This window comes from Neptuniibacter sp. QD37_6 (assembly GCF_047778085.1).
In the GTDB taxonomy this organism is placed as follows: Bacteria; Pseudomonadota; Gammaproteobacteria; order Pseudomonadales; family Balneatricaceae; genus Neptuniibacter.
Genome location: NZ_CP180550.1, coordinates 3,203,868 through 3,223,792, shown reverse-complemented (window position 1 = coordinate 3,223,792; position 19,925 = coordinate 3,203,868). Strand labels below are relative to the sequence as shown.

Below are 19,925 nucleotides of genomic sequence, written 5' to 3'. Positions count from 1 at the left end.
TAGCCCTGTTTTTTGTGATTCATTTGTGTGTGGTTTTAGTGACAAAGCACCCGCTAATTCTGTGCGGGTATCCGCATAATGTACCTTGTTAAAAAATAGATATTCTTTTTAACTTATTGAAAATTAGATCTTTTTAAGATTGTTTTCAAAGCTGGCAATACTCTTGCTATCTCTTCTTTCCATGATGTGAAAAGTAAACGTTCACCAATTTAAATACCGTTTAAATTAAGGTTGGAAGAAGAGTATGAATGACAAAAATAAAAAGATACCTTGGCTAATGTTATCCCTCGGCCCTTTAATTATGTTGATGACATTACTGATTGATCCACCTTTTGCGGGGCTTTCAGTTGAAGCTTGGCGAACCGCCGGACTAGCGTTCTGGATGGCGAGTTGGTGGATATCCGAAGCGGTTCCAATTCCTGCGGCTTCTTTATTGCCTTTATTTGTGGTGCCAGTTGCAGGTATCGCAAACATCAAAGCGGTTGCTGCACCTTATGCTCACCCGCTGATTTTCCTATTCCTAGGCGGTTTCCTTATCTCTATCGCAATGGAGCGCTGGAATCTGCATAAGCGTATTGCGCTAAAAACTATGCTACTGGCGGGCACCAAACCAAGTATCCAGATCTTGGGAATCATGTTGGTGACGGCATTTCTATCGATGTGGATGTCCAATACAGCTACAGCGGTAATGATGCTACCTATAGCGCTATCTGTAGTGAAAATTGTTACCGACCGAGAACCGAACAACGAGAGTTTTGCCAAAGCAATGCTATTGTCCATTGCCTATGCTGCTAGCATTGGCGGTATTGCAACGTTGATTGGTACGCCTCCAAATGCGCTGATGGCTGCATACCTATCTGATAGCTACGGCATGGAAATCGGTTTTGCACAATGGATGGCAATGGGTCTGCCACTATCAATTATCATGCTGATAGTAGCGTGGGTTCTACTTACCAAAATCAGCTATAAAGTCGATCAGGCTGGTGCGGTTAGTGCTAAATCTGTATTTAAAGAACAGTTGCAAGCGCTAGGGCAGATGTCTGCTGGCGAAAAGAAAGTGTTATTTATCTTCCTATTTGCGGCAATCGGTTGGGTAATGCGCCCATACCTTGCTAAGTGGACAGGTATTGGTATCTCTGACACCGGAATCGCAATGGCGGCGGCTATCCTACTATTTGCCCTGCCAGTTAAATCCGGCGATAACGAGCGTGTTTTGGATTGGGAAAGCGCACAAAAAGTACCTTGGGGTATCTTGATCCTATTCGGTGGAGGCCTAACTCTGGCGGCTACCATTAAGTCTTCTGGCTTAGCTGAATTTATCGCTTTACAGATTCAGGGAGCAGACAGTGTTTCATTATTGATTGGTGTATTGATTGTTACTGCGTTGATTACCTTTTTGACTGAAATCACCAGTAACACGGCGACAGCGGCTGGGTTTTTACCTCTGCTAGGGCCAGTAGCTGAATCTATCACGGGCACTCCGCTTGTTTGGGTTATTCCTGCTGCGATTGCAGCGAGTTGTGCCTTTATGATGCCTGTAGCTACTCCGCCAAACGCTATCGTGTTTGGTTCAGGTAGATTGAAAATGGCTGATATGATGCGTGCAGGTTTTGTGTTGAATTTTGTTGCAATAGGCCTGATTACGCTTGCCAGCGTAACTATTCTTCCTGCAGTGTTTGGTGTTTAGAAGTTAGTTTTTAAGAGTAATAAAAAAGCCACCCGAAGGTGGCTTTTTTATTTGTATTTGGTGGGATGGCGTCTAACGAATAGTTTGTTTAACTATATGTTATTTCATGTTTTTTGTGTTTTAGTCTTGGGAGTATACCCCCATAAATACCCCCAAATAATTTTGCTTTAAGAATGTTTATGGAGGTTTAGTGTCGTTACTTTTCTGAGTGTAATGTATAGAAGTGCTTTTGGATGCTGAGGTTTGTCTCGTTCAAACCTGGTTTTATCTTATTGAGATCTTGCTTCTTGTTTTTCTCCATCCAAGGAGCCTTTGAATCTGTAATCTGGAACCGAGGTTTGTTGGGCTGCTTTTTCTATCGCCATTGCAAAACGAATAAGAGACTCTTTATCAGGAGGTGTTACTGTCTCTTCGCGCTTCGTTAGAGAATTGATCATTGCAAGTAGCTCTTTCATGACGCCTTCCGTGTCCTGTTCGTATGAAAATTGAATTGCCAGTTTTTGATCGATAGTAAAGTTAGTTCCAATTCTAATCTTTTGCAAATGTCACAGAATACAACATTCGTAGCCTCTACCAGTCTGTCATCCAATGGGTCACATAGCATCGGTCCATAAGTGACAATGGAGATAATATATCTATCAGTATAATCGGCATTTTCTATGAAAACTGGATAGCAAAAGATACTGCCGTTCCCATATCTATTATCTCTATCCGACATCATGTAATTGCGTTTGTTACTTGCTTCAATCTTGTCGGGATAAAATCTTGGTTCACCAGTGTCTAAACACTGTTTTGCAGTAGAGTTTCCAGTTATGAGCGTTTCAGCTTTAGTGTAGTTCCAGTTTTGATTTGTTAAGAATTTATAAGTCCAGCGCTTCGTTCGGTGGTCCTCATGAAGAACTGTAATCCTTAGATGCTGTTGGCTAATGCCGTACGCGCTGTTTAGGAAGTGTTCAATTTCATTGATGATATGGTTTATTTGGTCAGAAGGATGCGTGATTTTTTTAAAGGTATCGCCAGAGGGTGATAAAGAACTTGCTTTGCCCTTAAAACGATTCAATTTTGTGATAACTACCCTGGAGGTTAGCAGGCAGAAGTCTTCTAGGAAGCGAATATAATCTTTATCGCTTTTATCCTGGAAGATATCAAAGAGCGCTCGAGTAAGCATGGAAAAAATGGAAAGGCCGATCATTATGGAAAAGGCTAAGCTGTGAAACTCTTTGTGATCAGCAAGTATTGGCCAATCATCTCCCCAAACATCAAGGCATATGAAATACGAAGCAGCCAAGCCAGGTATCATGACTTGGAACAGCCTGTTATTGAATATAGGGAAGAAGAAACATTTTAGGAAATATTTTCTAAAAAGGGTTTGGTATATGAAACGACGGACGCGCTCAAACATTAGCCCAATAAACAATATTAACCCAGCTACTAACCAAAATTCTGTAGGCACGGCTTTTATTGAAGTGATTACATCCATTGTGATCAAACTACATTCGTAGGTTAGTTCAAGAAAGAGCGCGAATTGTACATGATTGTAAAAAGGCAAGGTATTGCCAAAATTTGTAGTAAATATCTTTGTTAGAACAATTGATGTATCAAGTTATAAAGGTAAAGCTCAAATTTTCCTTTCTTGTTGATTGATGGCTGGCTGGTGTCAGGGCTTAAAATGATAGAGATAACTAGTGGATATTACCTTCTTAACTAGCTTTAAAGACGGGAAAAAAATGAATAAATTTTCCCTTGAAAAATCCAGAATTTTTCCTATTTATTTAGAAAATAAAACGTCTTAATTTATGGCTCATTTTTTGTGGTTTTAAGAGGGTGTTATGACGCCAGGGTTTTCAATTCCAACAGATAATATATATAAGTTTTATGCTCTATTAGGGCTTGCTCTGGTTCTTTCATCCATGTTGTCCTTTGTTTATGTCTATGACACTAGCAGAGCTAAGGCGCTGGAAAGGGCTGAAGAAATGATGATATTAGAGCAGAAGGAAGAGCTTTCGGTGCGTGATGCTAAGCGTAAAGAGCTTTTAGAGGCTCTAGTGAAGGTGGAAGAAGAGAATAAAAAGTTTTATATGTCAGTTCTTAACTATTCTTTGGCTGCTGGTATTGCTATAGGTTTATTCGGACTGATGGTTTGGCAGTTCTCAGTTCAGCCTAGGTCGGATCGGTTGATCGAATTGCAGATCAAGTCTTTGGAAGAAGAAGTGGAGAGTAGGGATAAAAAGAGCGATAAGATAACCCCGAAATATTATTAATTATTAGCTCTGTATTTATTGAACTTCCCTAGATTAGAAATATTCTTAACTTTCTTTTTCTATCCTAAAGCAAAATTTTCAATTTCACGGTTGTGTTCAAATGACTTGAGCGAAGGTCTTTGAAATTCGTAATCTTTGGATATTTACGCCAGCCCTTCTAGATACGCTGGGAGGATCTAATTCCTCACCTTCCTCACCTTTAACTTATTGAAAAGGAAAAGGTTTATGGTCTCTGGTGGTGAGGCGTATAAAGGTTCGTAAAATAGCCTGTAACCGGGAGTCTGCTTGTCCCCCGTGGGTGAAGTATTAGTGAGGGGCCCCTAGCATTTTTAGTGTTATCTCTACCTGCTTATAGCTTAAGTCGATTTTCTTGTTGTTTTGAATAAGCCCTCAACCCCGTCAGGTCTAACTCTTTGAGTCAAAAGGGAAATTATATAGGTGTGGTGGAGGGGTATATAAAGGCTAGAAATAGACAGAAACCGAGAGTCTGCGTGCCCTCCGTGGTAGTAGAAAAAGCTACTCCATAGATATAATTAAATTAGTAACTGGATATTAATCGGATTGGTTTAATGCTCCTTTTAAATCTTGCCAGCACTTCGGACTTGGCTTTCTGCTGGTGTTGTTTGTGGAGGCAAGCTGGCTTTCATTAGAGGTGTAATCATCTAGCCATTCATCAATAGTTTGATCTTGTGGTGGCTTGTTGTTTATGAGGCGAAAAGAACTATTACCTTCACCCGTTATACCTTTAACCTTTATATCGTAGTTGTTGAGACACGCAGCTGATGTTGGCTGTACTCCCTGTGATACCGGTGATTGGTGGAATTCCTTGTCGGGGATTCTTGTCAGTTGTTTGTCGGTTGTTTGTCGGATAGTTGTCGGGTAGTTGTCGGGTGCTTTTATTAGTTCTTTCAGTTCTTGGTGCTTAATCGTTAATGGCATCAGGGAGCGATTTATCACTTTGTTTTTCTCATTGGTGATTGCTGTCATAAGCAGACCATCAAGTTTCCCCATACAGTCATGAAAGGCTGAAAGGCGTCTGGGCAGGTCTAGGCCCATGTCGCACCAGAACTGTACAAAACCGCTTTTCTTGCCGACTATAAAGCGCCCTTTCGGTAGGACTGAGCCTTTCTTCCCATGTTTAGTACTTCGGGCCCGCTTCAGCTCAGCATTGAAGATGGCAAAAGCTGTTTGGTTATTAACCGGATTGAATAGCTGTAGAGTTACGCCACCAGCTTTGTGGCTCGTATAGAAGCCTGTTGAGTACCCTTTATAGATGTAGCCAGAGTGACCTGTCACCCTCAGTAGTTCTGAGGCTACCCGTAACCAGTGTTCCTTAAGCCAAGTGTCACTGGTTGTCGTGTCACCATTGGCAGGGATAAGTATTATCTTGCCGCATTCAACAGCCAAATAGTCCGACCGTTGAAGCAGCGTTAAAAGAAACCGAGACATACTTATGTGGCTGGCTCTGGTTGGGTTTGAGGAAATTGTTCAAGTAAGCTATTGGACTCAGTCATTTCGACTAAGGGAAAATTTCTTTGTTCACGCAAACGGTTTAACACAGTAAGCCCTTCTTGAGCCTCTTTGCGAGTAGGGAACCAATACCAACAAAAGCGAGTGGTTCCACCAGCACTATGAAGGTGTTTGCGCTGCTCTCTCTGAATTATCAGACCTCGCTTTAAACCTAATTCTGAAATGGTCGTGTTTAAGCAGGTGTCGTGATACGTGCTTAGGGCTTTAAGCTGATTAATTCCGTGTGTACCTACCTTTAGTAGCTCATAAATACAGAGTTCATGTTTAGTAGGAATGGAATTATGCTTATCTAAGTTCTGTTCGCTGGTGGCTCCTGTGTTGGGAGCTGCTGGTTTCTTGGCCATGCTTGTATACCCCCTTCTTACGCTGCGGACTGTGCCTTGGCTTCTGTAATACGATCATCAATCCATTTCTGAATGTCAGACTCATTCCAGGCCACCAGTCTTCCGCCAATGGGGATGGCCTTTGGGAATTCATTGCGGGACATTCGAGCATAGATACAGCTTCGGCCTAAGCCGGTTAGCTTTTCAACTTCGGGGCGGCGAATTAGTCTTTTAGAATCCATGTATTTCTCCTGAGGTGTAATGAAGTTCAGGAGAAGGGTATGGTGGAAGGATATTAGAAACTTCCAGCTGGAAAAACAAAAATCCAGCTGGATATAGGTGATATGACTTACCAGCGATCTAACTCTGTTAGTCCTCTCTTTGTATAATCTGAGAATGTGCTGCCACTAACGCCGTTAATACCCTTCTCATCTACGAGTGGGGCAATCAGCTCATCATATATTTGAGATTTATTAGGTTTGTTTGTTGTCCCAAAACGGGGGCCTTTTGAGTCAACTAAGGCCTGTACTAATAAACCAATTATTTTTAGGTAGGTTTTTTCTTTGGAGCGTCCCACTTCTGTTTCTGCTGACTTCGAGGTTTCGCTCTCTTTTTCTGTTTTTTTAGCTAGTATTCTTTTTAATTCTTTTCCCGCTATGGGCCACTTAACCTCTAGAAACGAAATCCATCTTTCTAACTCCGAAGTTCCATCCACAGCTGAATAAATAGCCTCTAGGTAAATAGAAAAATCATCGTATTTGACCCAATAATCCCTTATATAAATAGGTTCGAACCTTCTACTATCTAGGTTCTGGAGTTTATGGGCTTCAATTGAATTGATATCCACTTCGGGTGAGCAATTACATATAATCGATAATACTCGTTCAGGGCTATAAGCTCTCGTGCGGTTGGACTCATAGCAAGGAAGAGTAATTCGAGTTTTACCGTGAACTACTAACAAGCTCTTTGCTACTGTACGGACATCGGAAGCGCATTCGAATTCTTTATAGATATCTAGGACCTCTATAAGGCGTTTGTATTCTGTGGCTAGTTCTTTTGTTATCTGGTTGAGATTCATATCACCTCCCTATGGCGACATCCCTTTTTAGTAGGTACAACACCAGTCTGTTTGGGAACAGGTTTTCGGGGACTACCCTAGGTGCTGTATTAACTAATTATCTTTCTTTTCTAGTGACTACTAGAACCACTGACCTGAGCTAATAGTCCGCTAAGCTCAGATAGGCTGGCGCTTGCTTCCGCTAAATCACTTATGGACAGATTTGCTGAATCGTTATTTGCTGCGTAAAAAGCAGCTTTATTAAGGATGGTGAGGAGTTGTAGGCATTCTTCCAAAGCAGGTTCTGCTTTTTGAAAAATATCGGTTGATACATCTTGGGGAATATTTTGAATTAAGTTCTCTATGAAAATTGGTAGTTCAGAAAAGGTAGGCATTAGGTATCTCTCCCTGATAGATAAAAGTAATTTTTAGTTTTGTCCAAAGTTTGCAGCTATCACATTTCCAGATAGAGCTTGTGCCTTAAGCTGATCTAAATAATCAGCCCAGTTTTGCATCATTCTGGTTCGCTGTTCCAAATGCTTAGTGCGGTTATATGCTCTGCCGTTTGCATCCTTAACAGCATGAGCAAGCTGTTGTTCTATCCATTCGACTCGGTAATTTAGCGCCTCGTCTAGGAGTGTTCTGGCCATTGCTCTGAAACCATGAGGGGTCATTGTCTCGTTCCCATAACCCATAGTTCTGAGTGCTACTCTAATAGCGTTCTCTGACATACAGCGACTTCGGCCTCGAGCAGAAGGGAAAATAAACTCACCATTACCAGTTAAGGAATGAAGTTCCTTAAGGATTGCTACGGCTTGTTTGCTTAATGGGATGATGTGCTGCTGGTGTGTTTTTTCTGCCACCAGCTCAATTCGCATTTCGTCATGATTTATATCAGACCATTTTAAGCGCCGGAGCTCTCCAGGACGGCAGAAGAAAAGGGCGGATAGCTTTAAGGCAGCGCATACAATGGCCGTTCCTTGGAACTGATCAATTGCTGCCATTAGCTTGCCTGCTTCTTTCGGTGTGGTAATAGCCGAGAAGTGCTTTGTTTTTGAGGGCTTAAGAGCTCCTTTCAGATCAGGGGATGGGTCACGTTCAGCTCTTCCTGTGGCGATTGCGTATCGGAATACCTGCCCAGCAATCTGTTTGTCCCTATGGGCAGTTTCTATTGCTCCACGGTCTTCTACTTTCCTTAAGGCTTCAAGAAGCATTGGGGCAGTTACTTCGTTTATAGGGGTGTCGCCAATCGAAGGAAATAGGTCGTGTTCCAGTGCGCGAAGTACGCGTTTCTGATATCCGGGTGTTTTATCGCTTTGCTGGGTTTCAAACCATTCAAGGGCGATAGTTTGAAATGAATTAGCCGCTTTAAGTTTTTCTGATGCTTGCTGTGCTTTTTTGTGAGCTGATGGGTCGATGCTATCAGCAAGTAGTAAGCGAGCTTCATCTCGTTTTTCTCTGGCTTTCTTTAAAGTGATTTCGGGAAAAACACCAAACGACAGGAGTTTCTCTTTACCTTGGAAGCGGTACTTCATGCGCCAGTATTTTGCGCCGCTTTTCTTGATTAATAGAAATAGGCCTTTCTCATCGGATAGCTTGTAATCCTTTTCTTTTGGTGTTGCTGCCTGAGCTTCTTTTACAGTCAACGGCATACCACGTCCTCTTGTGGAAATAACCCTGATTTGGGGGTACCGATTTTAAGGGGGGCAAAATACCCCCGGATATACCCCAAGATAAGTGCTGTAATTGGGGGTATAGGGTGGAACTCATAGGAATAGAGAGTAGACCGCAAGCCTTGGTATTTCAAGGCCTGCGGGACCTGTTAGGAAGTCACAGGATTTGTGTTTGGTGGAGATGGCGGGGTGTTATTCGAACCCTGCTAAATCCCTTGAAGGCTGGTCTTCGTTATATGTAAGTTTCAGAATATGTTACATGTGAGTGTTACAGATAGAAAGGTCTTCTAACTGCGTTTTTACGCACCTTAGTGTACGCACTTCAGTCCTACTCAAAAGTCATTGAATTCAGGAAGGGTAAGTTTGGATCGGTCTAATGATGGTGCAATCTGAACTCCCTTTTCTTCCATCTGAACTACTGGGTTAGGTATAGGGTTAGCTTCGATCTCTTTCAGTATCTCCACTAGCGCAAGCCGGACTACAGAGCTACCGTTCTCGTCCTGTAGTGGTTCGATAACGTCCTTTAGCTTTTCCGCTGTTGATTGAACTTGTATTTCAAACCTGACTTTATCAGTCTGTGTCCTCACTCGCTTAGTGAATTCGAGCCACTGCTGATGAAAGACATGGTTGTATAGCTCAGCACAGTGTTCCATCCAATGAGTATCAAGGTCATCATCGCTAAGTTTTGGTGCTTCTTCATCTACGAACTCATTTGAGTGCATAGCTTCAATCTCATCTCTAGCCCATTCCTTAAGTTGTTGTCTCATGCTTCTGATAGTCGATTCACTGACTCCAATAAATCTTGCTAAAGCTCGTTGCCCTTTGCTGATAAGCAGCTTCCGGTAGTAGCCAGTGTGAGGGTTGATGATTGCTCTCCAAGCGTTCTGTACTCTCTGCTTAGGTGTTAGAGATTGAATGATCTGACGGTTAGCCATCATCGACTGTTCAAAGGCTGTTTCGAATGTGCCTTCCATGACTTCAGCCTTGATCGTGTCAGCTCCTAGTTGCTTCATCGCTGCATATCGGTGGTAGCCATCAACTAACCAGTGGGTAGTTCCATCGCTTACTACTTTCACCGGAGTCTGTTGACCATGGGCCTTAATGTCTCGCTTCAAGGCGTTGATATGGTCTTGAAGCTTCTTTACTTCTCGGTCTTCTCTGATGCCTTCGGCTCTTGTAGACCTGTTCTGTAGTTCATCGTGAGTGGTAATGCTAGATAGGGGGACTTCAATTACTTGGCTGGTGGTCATACTTCTGCTCGGCCCTCATGCGGCTGTCGATAGCTTCATTGATTAGTGCTTCAAGTGTGATGCTTGGCTTGCTGTTTCTTCTAGTGGCTTCATCAAGTACTGCTTGCCACGCACTCGGCTTGAGCCATAGGCTCTTACGGATAAGGTCTTTCATGTTTCCTCATTGGTTAGTAATTAACAGGGGTAAGGCAAAAGAGGCGGAAATGATCGCTCCTTCTACCAAGTATGTGTGTTAATTCGATCTTCGGGGAACGTGCTGGTCAGGGCGGCTATGTGGTAAATGAGGAAATGCTAAGCTAATTGTTGAGGAGGAAAGCTGATTAATTGTGCAGCATATATCGATTGAGCAAATATGTTTGCTGCTTCAGCATTGCTATCAGATATGAATGGTGCTTGCTTTTGTCTTGGTGCTAAGTTAAATGTTCTCATGAAACAGCTAGATGGAAGTCTCGCGAAGGCGGGTATTTACCTCTGTATATATAAACAGTGGCTATAAGTAAATCAGGAAGATATGAGTAAAAGAATAGTAAAGAGCTATTGTCGTGCTTGCGGAAAAAAGACAAACAGTGAAGTGCTTGCTGAAAATCAAGAGTCGCATAGGGACGAATATAGGTGTGACATATCCTATCAGATACTCCAATGCCTAGGGTGTGACACAAAGTCATTTAGGAAAGTATTTGAAGATATAGAGGCTGCTTATCCTACATATGATGATGAGTGGGAAGTCCCTGAAGAAATCACTGTTTATCCTAAAGCAGTAGAGGGGCACAGAGAGATAGATGATATCTGGAATCTGCCTGAAATAGTTCGAGTTATCTATTCAGAAATACTGATGGCGCTTAGAGAGGAGGCAAAGGTTTTGGCAGGCTTGGGCCTTAGGGCTGCGGTTGAAGCTGTGTGTAATGATCTACAAATACCGGGCCGCAGTTTGGAGGTTAGAATAAATCGACTTTCAACCGCCGGATATATTTCAAAAAATGACTCCGAGCGGTTACATGGAATTAGGTTTATGGGTAATGATGCTGCACATGACATTAAAAAACCAAAAGACGAAGCATTATCTGTAGCGCTTCAGATTGTTGAGCATTTAATAGCTTCTGTTTACATTTTAGAAAAGAAAGCACAAGGAACTATTGATACGACCATTTCGAAGTATGAAGTGTTTGAACGTATCATTTCCGAAAAGCTTGAAGACTTTTCTGAAGGTGATGAATATCCAATTGCAAAATATTTAGGAAAAGATACCCGGCGGGTAAAGGAAGCTATATCTACTTTAGAGCAAGAGCTAATAAACAAAATAACTTTAGGTGATTACAGCAGGTTATCTATCGGTAAGGTTGATACCTTTCAAAACTCCCCGCAACAGCTTCAGCATTTTATTGTAGAAAATGTCTAACAAAATACATTGCAGCGGATAACTCGCTGAATGCGGCGTTCATTACCACTAAGTATCGAAAACTGGCGTTCGAGCAAACTATTTGCTGGCGTCAGTACCTTCCTTAAACTCCTTCAGTATGTCATAGACCTTTTGTCGGCTAATATTGAATTGTTTAGCTATCTTCGTTTTCGGGATTAAACCTGCTTGCGCAATGCGGATGATCTCGGCTTGCTTCTCAAAAGGGATGCTAAGCTTGGGGCCCATCTGGTGTCTTACGCTTTCCCCTTAGAGTACGGGGTAATTTCTTAGAGGCGTTGTTTAGGCAGTTTTGCCAGCGTAGAATCTATGTTCCAACAGTTTGAAAATTAAGGAAAATGTATGATGCAGTCGTTGGTATCGCAGAGTAAGTCTATGCTTGCTGTCGTTTTGCTCTTTGTTGTTAGCTCAACGTCAGTTAAAGCAGAAATGAGTAATATGTCAGTTTCAGATGCAGGTGTTTGCTTGTCTTTAATGGAAGAAGTCAGAAGTGCGATGTCTTCTGTGAAAACTTTTAATAATGCGAAACAAAAATCGTTTACTGAGACTACCTCTCAAGGAAAATCAGGCGGTGATATGAAGCGACTGGCAGACTTTCTTCATGAGATGGATGTTCAGATTCATAATGAATACAGGCATGTTGCAAATGTAACAACAATTTTCAGTAATGTCGGCTGTCCTAAAGATTTACTTATGGCTACGCTGGCTGTCGCTTTAGAAAAGGATAATTAGTTTCTAATAGCTATGTATAGCCGGTACGGGGGGGAGATGACAGTAACTCTATTTATATAAAGATGCTCATATTTTTTCGGCTAAATCATTTCCCCCTTTGGGCTTCCTCTCAGCTTTTCTCAGCGTAGAACGGCTTAACTCCTTCAAGCACTTCACTGAAGTCGACCTGCTGTAAGGCAGGCTGCACAACGCCTATCTGCTCGCTTCCGTAAGTGCTATGTGTAGTCGATTCCTGCTCATGCCCTAGTAGTTGGCTAATGATATGGCTTTGCACCTGTTGCAGTCTCAGTTTGTCTGTCATGCCGTGCCTGAATGAATGGAACGTTTTGCGGTTAGCGTCTTTGGTTATGATTCTTTTCTTGAGGTTACCAAACCACTTGCTAGGCTCGTTGCCCCAACTCTCTGAAGCATAGCCCTCAAGCTCAGGGAACAGCATTGTTTCCCCTTTCGCTTTCATCTGATTAACGTAGCCCAGTAGACCATAATCAATAAGTTGCTGGTGGATAGGAATAATGCGTCTTGATGCAGCGTTCTTCAGTCTTCTGCCTTCTTCATCAGCAATGATATGGAAAGCCGGAATGCCGTCTTTCGGGCTTACTTCGTCCAGTTTTAACTGACAGATTTCACTGATACGCGCACCAGTATAGAGGCCAATCAGAGGTACCCAATAGTGCCAGTTCTTCGTGAACTTCCGTTCTGTGAAGACCGGCTGTGAGAATATGGCTTGAAGGTCTTCAGTCGAGAACGGTAGTCGTGCTTCCTTACTTCTCTGGTTGACCTTGATCGTCATGTCACCAAAAGGTGATCTATCAATGTAACCTTCACGCTCAGCCCAATTGAAGACAGCTTTTGCTTTATCAAACTGATTGTGAGCTGTCTGGTCTGAGATGGTTTCATAGTCACCTGTTGCGGTAATCTCCTCTAGCGTCCGGTTCTTTAAGTGTTTCGCCTTAGTTCTGTTCTTAGGATACTTAGGTAGCTGCTCTTTGTAGTCACGCACATCGGCTTTGCTAAATTCGCTAATAGGTTTGTCGCCCATGATTTCAAGCAGCACAGCTATTACAGCACTGTATGAGTTTATGCTCTTGTTCGTGCTCCACTCACCACAACGTATCTTGTCTTCCTTACATTTCTCGAAGACTTCCGTGATGCTTGGTGAGGGTTCTGGCTCGATCTCTATTGGCTTGGGAAGAACAGGTGTAACTACAGTAGTATCAGGGAAGAAAGTCTCTGGTAAAGGTTCGCCTTTGGAGTATAAAGCTCTTTGGTATTCGAAGAACTGAACGCTGTGGGTATTCATCTCACTTCGGAGAAGGTTGTACTCGTATGAGTCTTTAGTTACGGCTAGATCATGTTCCTCAATAAATAGGTCGGCAGCTCGAGAAGAGTAATCGAGATTGTTGTAGGCTACGGCTTCTCGTGCTTCAGAGACATTGAATGAAGCTTGTTCCCAATGTTCATACTGCTCTTTCTCCTTAAGCATTCCAGAAGAGAGCGCATCTTCCTTTACTTCATTTAGCAACTGTTCAGCCCACTGACGGGCCAGCGTTTTAATCTCTGCTTCTGAGTACTGCACGGGTGGTACGACCTCTAAATACTGACTGACGCGCAATGATAGTCGATAAGCTACGGCCTGTGCGATGTCTTTGCACTGTGATTTTAGACTGAGTCTTAAGCGGGTGGAGCTGAAGGGAAGAGCGTAGTTAAACCAGTAGGTCTTACCGCGTAGAATCATGTAGTTAGGGCTCTGCATGTGTTACACCTGAGTGTTACAGACCGGCTTTTTCTAACGCCCAGATAAGCGAAAGCCCCGATTAACGGGGCCTTCAGGGAGTTTGGTGGAGATGGCGGGGGTCGAACCCGCGTCCGTCAATCCTCCGCCTCAAGATCTACATGTTTAGGCTTCTCTATTTAGTTAACCCGTCACGACCCGAGAGCCAGGGTGTTATGGGCGAGCCTTTTTAAGTTTTAGCCGTTCAGCTTAAGGCGAAGCATCCGGGCGATTCTGTCTCGAATGATACCGCAAAATCCTTTAGTTACAGACACCTGAAGGAGCGGCACAAGCTGACTTATGCAGCTAGAGCGTAGTTATCGTCGTTAGCAACTATAACTGTGTAGTGAGGGATTTACGAGATTCACTACATTCTCGACATGCACCTAAGGTTTTGTAATCAGCGTCGAAGCCAAGTCATCCCCAGATAACTCGCGATTATACCTATTGTGTTGGGTATAGACGAGTAGATTGTGAAGCTTCGACCCAATTTTTTTGTGTAAGTTCCTTTGAGGCTTTTTTGGAAAAACTAAAAAGGGGTTGGAATGCGTTGCTGCGATGGAAAGATGGATCGGTAAAAAGAAGGAGGTATAGAGGTTGTGCTATGGCAGCTATTTAGCTGCCATAAGGCGTTGTTTCTGACGAGCCCAGTCTTTGTCTTTATCTGCGGCGCGTTTATCGTGTTGCTTCTTACCTTTGGCTAGCGCAATTTCGCATTTGATGCGATTGCCTTTCCAGTAAAGGGAGAGTGCTACACAAGTGAAGCCTTTAGCTTCAGTCGCGTTGATGATCTTGACCAGCTCACGGTGGTTAAGTAGCAATTTACGATCACGGGTCGGATCTGCGACTACGTGGGTGCAGGCTGTTTTCAGCGGAGTGAAGTGTGCACCAACTAACCAAGCTTCGCCTTTGTGGATAACCACGTAGGATTCCACCAGTTGCGCGCGTCCTTCGCGTAGGCTTTTTACTTCCCAGCCAGTCAGAACGAGACCTGCTTCGAATTTATCCGAAATTAGGTATTCGTGACGTGCTCTTTTGTTTTGACAAATTGTGTTGCCCGATGGGGCTTTCTTTTTCTTGGCCATGGCGGGCGATTATATAGATCAGGCTTGCTAAGGGAAAGCGCCTTGCAATCAGGGAAAACTATTTCTATTTGTTCATATACTTCTACAAAGTTCTGAATGTGCAATCTGCACAATAAAAAGCTCTGTTTTTACTATCTAAAACAGGGGATATCCCTAAAGTTCTGGGTAGGTGGCGGAGTGTGCACTTTTTGAGCAGTCAACGATGTACTTAATAAGGAAAAAGTGAAAGAATTTGCGTTTTTTCGCGACTAACCCCCCAGAAGAGTAGCAGTTCATGCAGGAAAAGAAGTCTATCCACGGTGCTTGGGCATCTCGTTGGATCTTTATTTTGGCGGCCACTGGTTCGGCAGTTGGCTTAGGTAATATTTGGAAGTTCCCATATATTGCGGGCGAAAATGGTGGCGGTGCGTTCGTACTGGTATACCTTGTCTGTATCTTGATGGTTGGTGTACCAATCATGATGGCAGAGGTCTTCATCGGTCGACGTGGTAGACAAAGTCCTATCAATGCTATGAAAGATGTGGCGATAGAAGCCAATCATTCAGGGAAATGGTCATTTGTTGGTTGGATGGGTGTACTAGCCGGCTTTATGATCTTCTCGTTCTACTCTGTAGTTGCGGGTTGGGTGCTTTATTACATCGCTGGTATGGGTACTGGTGATTTCATTGCGATTGGCAGTGATGATGCGGGTAAAGTCTTTAATGATTTGCTAGCTGATCCTCAGACATTGCTGATCTGGCATACGATCTTTGTTGCCATGGTAATGGTGGTTATCGTTGGTGGCGTTAAGAAAGGCCTAGAGAACGCTGTTAAGCTATTGATGCCTGCGCTATTTATCCTTCTATTGATCATGCTTGGTTACTCCATGCAGACAGAAGGCTTCTCTCAAGGTTTTGATTTCCTATTCCACTTCGACTTCTCTGAGCTGAGTTGGAATGCCGTATTGATCGCGCTAGGTCACTCATTCTTCACCCTATCTCTGGGTATGGGTGCGATTATGGCGTACGGCTCATATATGCCTAAGAAGACCTCTATCGGCGGTTCTGTAATCACAATCGCTGCAATGGATACTATCGTTGCTTTGATTGCGGGTTTGGTTATCTTCCCGATCGTATTTGCTAACGGCATGGATCCTGGTGCGGGTCCTGGTCTAATGTTTGTAACGCTACCTGTTGCTTTCGGCCAGATGCCTGGTGGTCAGATCTTTGGTTTCGTATTCTTCTTACTTGTAGGTATTGCTGCCTGGACTTCAGCTATCTCTCTAATCGAACCAGCAGCTGCTTGGTTGGTTGAGAAGTTTGGCTGGAGCCGTGTTCCTGCGTGTATCGCACTAGGTCTTGTTGTTTGGGGCTTAGGTATCGCTGCGCTAGGTTCTTTCAACTTCATCTCCGACTTCAAGATGATGGGCTTCAATGTCTTTGATTTCCTAGACTTTATGACGGCTAATGTCATGTTGCCATTGGGTGGATTGTTCATCGCAATCTTCGCGGGTTGGTTCGTAACTCGTAAAATGGCTGAAGATGAATTGGCAATCTCCTCTCCTTTACTGTTCAATGCATGGTATATTGCGCTGCGATATGTATCGCCAGTAGCGGTAGCTGTAATCTTTATTCTCAACCTAGTTGAGAAGTTGAAGTAAAGGAATGAATAAAAGGCATGACTCAGGTAGATCGCAGTGCATTGGTTTTGCACACTGCAGAAGAGATGTTTGATCTTATAAATGATGTAGAACGATATCCTGAGTTTTTGCCCTGGTGCGCTAGCACCGAGATTATAAGTCGCACCGACGATGAGTTGGTTGCGACTTTGTTCCTTTCTAAAGGTGGCTTGAAATATAGCTTTACCACCCGAAATCAGCTTAACCGCCCTGTAAGCATGACACTTGAATTGGAAGAGGGGCCCTTTTCCCGCTTGAGTGGTGTGTGGGATTTCAAACCGCTTAGTGATGAAGCGTGTAAAGTAAGCTTAAGCTTACAGTTTGAGTTCTCGGGTAAAATTGCTTCTATGGCGATGAGTAAGGTTTTTAACCAAGTTGCAACGACTATGGTTGATGCCTTTGTAACCCGCGCAGATCAAGTATACGTTTAAGAGAAAGTGTCACTATGAATGTTGAAGTCGCTTATGCCCTTCCTACAGAGCAAAAAATTATAGCTTTGACTGTGGCTAATGATTGCACTGCTTATGATGCGGTTATCCAGTCTGGCATTGTGGAGCTTTATCCACAGATCGATCCTGAGAATGATCCTATGGGTATCTTTGCTAAAGCAATCAAGAACCCTAAAGAGACTATTTTGCGGGAAGGTCAGCGTGTCGAGATCTATCGCCCTTTAATTGCTGATCCGAAGGAAGCAAGGGCCAAGCGCGCAGCTAAGGTGAAAGCAAAGAAAGAAGCTGAATAAGCTGCACGCCTGCGTAGCTAAGGTTTAGCTACGCTTACCACCTGGGCGGAAGTCGCCATTTAAACCATTTAGCTTGCCATCTGTGAAGTATAGAGAGATGCGCTCTTTGGTATAGCTGCCATCTTCACCGCTTTTCTTAGTGTATAGGTAATCCCAACGGCCTTCGTGGAAGGTGTCAGTGATTAACGGGGAACCCATGATAAAGCGAACTTGGCTTTGACTCATGCCTGGACGAAGTTGGTCTACCATCTCTTGCGTTACAACATTACCCTGCGGGATGTCGATTTTATAAACACCTGGGAAACCAGAACAACCGGCTAGAGTTAGTGCTACAGTAAAAGTTGTAGCAATTAGTAGTTTTTGCATCAGAATTTTGCTTCCACTATTGTGCGTAAATGCGGATAATAAAGTTTCGTGCGCTATTGAACAAGCAATTCAGCTTCCGCATGATTATGTAATCACCAACAGCTTAGAGAATAGATAACTATGTCACTTGAAAATCAGGAACTAAGAAAAGCAGGCCTGAAGGTTACTTTGCCTCGCGTAAAAATTTATCAGATCCTAGAACAGGCTGGTGAAGGCGATCACTTCAGTGCTGAAGATATTTATAAGTTGCTGATGGAAAAAGGTGAAGATGTTGGTTTGGCAACGGTTTACCGTGTACTAACTCAGTTTGAAGCGGCTGGTCTTGTAACACGTCACCACTTCGAAGGTGGTCACTCTGTATTTGAATTGGCGCGTGATGAAGAACACGATCACATTGTTTGCGTAAAAAGTGGCATCGTAAAAGAATTTAACGATCCACGTTTGAATGCGCTTCTAAACGAGATCGCTGAGTCTATGGGCTTTACTGTGACTGATCGTACTATTTACCTGTACGGCGTTCACAAAGACGCAGACGAAAAATAAGCAGTACTTGCTCTGGTGACAACTAAAAAGCCCGCTACTAGCGGGTTTTTTAGTGTATGGAATACCCTTCCAAAAACTATGTGTATGGGCTTGAGGTCTAGCTTGCTTGAGCAAGCATCTCTTTAGCATGCTCAATAGATCGCTCTGTAATATCGATCCCGCCCAACATACGTGCAACTTCTTTAACACGGCTGTCCGCGCAAAGTTGATTGATCTGCGTGTGAGTGGTCTTTTTATCCGTCTGTTTTCTCACAAATAGATGTTGATGGCCTTGGCTCGCGACTTGCGGCTGATGAGTTACACATAGAATTTGTGCTTTTTCACCCAGTTGTCTTAGTAGGCGACCCACGACTTCGGCAATGGCACCACCAATACCTACATCGACTTCATCAAAGATTAGTGTCGAGGTGGTGGAGGTTTGTGCTGTGATTACTTGGATAGCAAGACTGATACGTGATAGCTCACCACCGGATGCGATTTTGCCTAATGGTTTTGGTAGTTGGCCGGCATTGGTAATAATCAGGAACTCGACTTCTTCCAAACCGTTCAGACTTGGTTTTTCTAAAGCGGTTAATGCAACAGACATCTGCGCAGATGGCATGCCCAGATTATGCAGTTGCTGATCGACTAATTTGCCTAGCTTTTTAGCGGCGGCTGAGCGTTTGGTGCTTAACTTGTTAGCGTAAGCGAGGTATTCAGTTTTGGCGCTCTCAACGTCAAGGGCGAGTTGCTCTAACTCTTCGTCAGAGCGACTTAGGCTGGATAGCTCTTGGCTAAGCGATTGATGGAACTCGCAAAGCTCATCTGGGTTAATGCGGTGCTTACGCGCAATCTCGTAGATCGTTGATAAGCGTTCTTCGACATCTTGTTGTCTGCTCGGGTCAACATTGACGCGATCCATGTAATGGCGGATCTCGTTGCTGGCTTCTTCAACTTGGATCAATGCCGAGTTCAGCATCTCGTTGGCTTGTCGCACTGAGGGCGATTCTGATTGGATTTCAGATAGAAGCTGCAGGCAGTGATTCAGTTGTTGTACGCAGTTGGCGTCATCGCTATCGCTGGCTAGATTGATTAGCTGGTGGCCTGTATTCAGAATGCTCTCGGCATTAGCTAAAGTTTTTTGCTCTTCTTCCAGTTGCTTAAATTCGCCATCGGCTAAGGCGAGCTGGTCTAACTCTTCAATCTGATAGCTTAATAGTTGCACGCGTGCTGTTTGTTCGGCGCTTTGTTCAGAGAGACGTTTTAGCTCGCTATCGAGTTTATGCCATTGCTGGTAGCTATTGTGAACTTGGCTGACCAGTTTAGTCTGTCCGGCAAAGTTATCGAGTAGCGTGCGGTGGTGATCTTTTTTTAGTAGGCGTTGGTGTTCATGTTGACCATGAATAGCAATCAGCAGCTCGCCAAGGCTTTTCACTAAGCTGGCAGGCGATGGGCGGCCATTGATATAGCAGCGTGAGCGCCCCTCTTTAGTGATCACTCTGCGCAGTATGCATTCACCGTCATTATCTAAATCATTCTCTGACAGCCATTGAGAGGCTTCAGGGATGCTATCTATGTTGAAGCTTGCTGTGATGTCGGCTTTCTCAGCGCCTTGGCGTACGGCACCGCTCTCTGCGCGGTTACCTAAGGCTAGGCCTAGGGCGTCGAGCATAATCGATTTACCCGCACCTGTTTCACCGCTGACTACGGTCATGCCTTGGCTTAGTTCCAGATCAAGGTGATCAACAATGGCAAAGTCACAAATAGATAATTGATTCAGCATAATAAAATACATGTGTTTTTATACAGTGGTTTCTGTATAAGTCATATTTTGATCGGATGCAATCTTTATCTG

At 43.6% G+C, this 19,925-nt stretch carries 23 protein-coding genes and 1 other RNA gene; 8 read left to right on the top strand and 16 right to left on the bottom strand.

Annotated elements, in window-relative coordinates:
• The first annotated feature begins 244 nt into the window (after positions 1-244).
• On the top strand, positions 245-1,687 hold the full coding sequence (locus tag ACMXYO_RS15445; RefSeq protein ID WP_415886019.1) for an SLC13 family permease: 1,443 nt from the start codon (positions 245-247) through the stop codon (positions 1,685-1,687).
• 269 nt (positions 1,688-1,956) lie between these two features.
• Here the strand turns inward: ACMXYO_RS15445 and ACMXYO_RS15440 are convergent, their stop codons facing one another.
• Positions 1,957-2,142 (bottom strand): hypothetical protein, encoded by a 186-nt coding sequence (locus tag ACMXYO_RS15440; protein ID WP_415886018.1) that lies wholly within the window; start codon positions 2,140-2,142, stop codon positions 1,957-1,959.
• Positions 2,139-3,167 carry a hypothetical protein gene (locus tag ACMXYO_RS15435; RefSeq protein ID WP_415886017.1) on the bottom strand — a complete coding sequence of 343 codons (1,029 nt, stop codon included), beginning with the start codon at positions 3,165-3,167 and terminating at the stop codon, positions 2,139-2,141. The genes ACMXYO_RS15440 and ACMXYO_RS15435 overlap by 4 nt, the downstream gene beginning before the upstream one ends.
• A gap of 349 nt (positions 3,168-3,516) precedes the next feature.
• On the opposite strand from ACMXYO_RS15435, the gene ACMXYO_RS15430 reads away from it, so the two are divergent.
• A complete protein-coding gene (locus ACMXYO_RS15430; protein WP_415886016.1) occupies positions 3,517-3,948 on the top strand; it encodes a hypothetical protein in 432 nt (143 codons plus the stop codon).
• A 552-nt stretch (positions 3,949-4,500) separates the two neighbouring features.
• Here the strand turns inward: ACMXYO_RS15430 and ACMXYO_RS15425 are convergent.
• The 8 genes from ACMXYO_RS15425 to ACMXYO_RS15390 form a co-directional block, all read right to left on the bottom strand.
• Complete coding sequence (locus ACMXYO_RS15425) at positions 4,501-5,397, bottom strand: hypothetical protein (RefSeq protein ID WP_415886014.1); 897 nt, start codon at positions 5,395-5,397, stop codon at positions 4,501-4,503.
• Positions 5,398-5,399: 2 nt separating this feature from the next.
• The gene (locus tag ACMXYO_RS15420; protein ID WP_415886013.1) at positions 5,400-5,822 is read right to left on the bottom strand and encodes a hypothetical protein; all 423 of its coding nucleotides are present in this window, start codon (positions 5,820-5,822) and stop codon (positions 5,400-5,402) included.
• A gap of 17 nt (positions 5,823-5,839) precedes the next feature.
• Positions 5,840-6,043: a helix-turn-helix transcriptional regulator gene (locus tag ACMXYO_RS15415; RefSeq protein ID WP_415886012.1), complete on the bottom strand. Its 204-nt coding sequence runs from the start codon at positions 6,041-6,043 to the stop codon at positions 5,840-5,842.
• 107 nt (positions 6,044-6,150) lie between these two features.
• On the bottom strand, positions 6,151-6,879 hold the full coding sequence (locus ACMXYO_RS15410; RefSeq protein WP_415886011.1) for a hypothetical protein: 729 nt from the start codon (positions 6,877-6,879) through the stop codon (positions 6,151-6,153).
• A gap of 110 nt (positions 6,880-6,989) precedes the next feature.
• Entirely contained in the window at positions 6,990-7,253 is a 264-nt protein-coding gene (locus ACMXYO_RS15405) for a hypothetical protein (RefSeq protein WP_415886010.1), read from the bottom strand.
• A gap of 33 nt (positions 7,254-7,286) precedes the next feature.
• On the bottom strand, positions 7,287-8,510 hold the full coding sequence (locus tag ACMXYO_RS15400) for a tyrosine-type recombinase/integrase (RefSeq protein WP_415886009.1): 1,224 nt from the start codon (positions 8,508-8,510) through the stop codon (positions 7,287-7,289).
• Between the two features lie 353 nt (positions 8,511-8,863).
• On the bottom strand, positions 8,864-9,781 hold the full coding sequence (locus ACMXYO_RS15395) for a ParB/RepB/Spo0J family partition protein (protein WP_415886008.1): 918 nt from the start codon (positions 9,779-9,781) through the stop codon (positions 8,864-8,866).
• Complete coding sequence (locus tag ACMXYO_RS15390) at positions 9,759-9,935, bottom strand: hypothetical protein (RefSeq protein ID WP_415886007.1); 177 nt, start codon at positions 9,933-9,935, stop codon at positions 9,759-9,761. Before ACMXYO_RS15390 ends, ACMXYO_RS15395 begins: the two co-directional genes overlap by 23 nt.
• Positions 9,936-10,292: 357 nt before the next feature.
• Between ACMXYO_RS15390 and ACMXYO_RS15385 the strand changes: the two genes are divergently transcribed.
• The gene (locus ACMXYO_RS15385; protein WP_415886006.1) at positions 10,293-11,177 is read left to right on the top strand and encodes a DUF4145 domain-containing protein; all 885 of its coding nucleotides are present in this window, start codon (positions 10,293-10,295) and stop codon (positions 11,175-11,177) included.
• 78 nt (positions 11,178-11,255) lie between these two features.
• Here the strand turns inward: ACMXYO_RS15385 and ACMXYO_RS15380 are convergent, their stop codons facing one another.
• Positions 11,256-11,423, bottom strand: coding sequence for a helix-turn-helix domain-containing protein (locus ACMXYO_RS15380; RefSeq protein ID WP_415886005.1), 168 nt, complete (start codon positions 11,421-11,423; stop codon positions 11,256-11,258).
• 114 nt (positions 11,424-11,537) lie between these two features.
• Between ACMXYO_RS15380 and ACMXYO_RS15375 the strand changes: the two genes are divergently transcribed.
• Positions 11,538-11,927, top strand: coding sequence for a hypothetical protein (locus ACMXYO_RS15375; RefSeq protein WP_415886003.1), 390 nt, complete (start codon positions 11,538-11,540; stop codon positions 11,925-11,927).
• Positions 11,928-12,036: 109 nt separating this feature from the next.
• Here ACMXYO_RS15375 and ACMXYO_RS15370 read toward each other — a convergent pair whose 3' ends face one another.
• From ACMXYO_RS15370 to smpB, 3 genes are all read right to left on the bottom strand, one after another.
• Positions 12,037-13,680, bottom strand: a complete 1,644-nt coding sequence (locus ACMXYO_RS15370) for a tyrosine-type recombinase/integrase (RefSeq protein WP_415886002.1) — start codon at positions 13,678-13,680, stop codon at positions 12,037-12,039.
• 83 nt (positions 13,681-13,763) lie between these two features.
• Positions 13,764-14,123, bottom strand: a transfer-messenger RNA (tmRNA) gene (gene ssrA, locus ACMXYO_RS15365).
• 186 nt (positions 14,124-14,309) lie between these two features.
• Entirely contained in the window at positions 14,310-14,783 is a 474-nt protein-coding gene (gene smpB / locus ACMXYO_RS15360) for an SsrA-binding protein SmpB (RefSeq protein ID WP_415886001.1), read from the bottom strand.
• Positions 14,784-15,057: 274 nt separating this feature from the next.
• Here smpB and ACMXYO_RS15355 point away from each other — a divergent pair, with 274 nt between their 5' ends.
• The 3 genes from ACMXYO_RS15355 to ACMXYO_RS15345 are packed head-to-tail and all read left to right on the top strand — an operon-like array spanning position 15,058 to position 17,182.
• Positions 15,058-16,422 carry a sodium-dependent transporter gene (locus ACMXYO_RS15355; RefSeq protein WP_415882589.1) on the top strand — a complete coding sequence of 455 codons (1,365 nt, stop codon included), beginning with the start codon at positions 15,058-15,060 and terminating at the stop codon, positions 16,420-16,422.
• A 17-nt stretch (positions 16,423-16,439) separates the two neighbouring features.
• On the top strand, positions 16,440-16,871 hold the full coding sequence (locus ACMXYO_RS15350; protein ID WP_415882588.1) for a type II toxin-antitoxin system RatA family toxin: 432 nt from the start codon (positions 16,440-16,442) through the stop codon (positions 16,869-16,871).
• A 14-nt stretch (positions 16,872-16,885) separates the two neighbouring features.
• Entirely contained in the window at positions 16,886-17,182 is a 297-nt protein-coding gene (locus tag ACMXYO_RS15345) for an RnfH family protein (RefSeq protein WP_415886000.1), read from the top strand.
• Between the two features lie 24 nt (positions 17,183-17,206).
• Here ACMXYO_RS15345 and ACMXYO_RS15340 read toward each other — a convergent pair whose 3' ends face one another.
• Positions 17,207-17,548, bottom strand: coding sequence for an outer membrane protein assembly factor BamE (locus ACMXYO_RS15340; protein ID WP_415885998.1), 342 nt, complete (start codon positions 17,546-17,548; stop codon positions 17,207-17,209).
• Between the two features lie 120 nt (positions 17,549-17,668).
• Here ACMXYO_RS15340 and fur point away from each other — a divergent pair, with 120 nt between their 5' ends.
• A complete protein-coding gene (gene fur / locus ACMXYO_RS15335) occupies positions 17,669-18,091 on the top strand; it encodes a ferric iron uptake transcriptional regulator (RefSeq protein WP_415882585.1) in 423 nt (140 codons plus the stop codon).
• A 97-nt stretch (positions 18,092-18,188) separates the two neighbouring features.
• Here the strand turns inward: fur and recN are convergent, their stop codons facing one another.
• Entirely contained in the window at positions 18,189-19,853 is a 1,665-nt protein-coding gene (recN, locus tag ACMXYO_RS15330; RefSeq protein ID WP_415885997.1) for a DNA repair protein RecN, read from the bottom strand.
• Between the last annotated feature and the right edge of the window lie 72 nt (positions 19,854-19,925).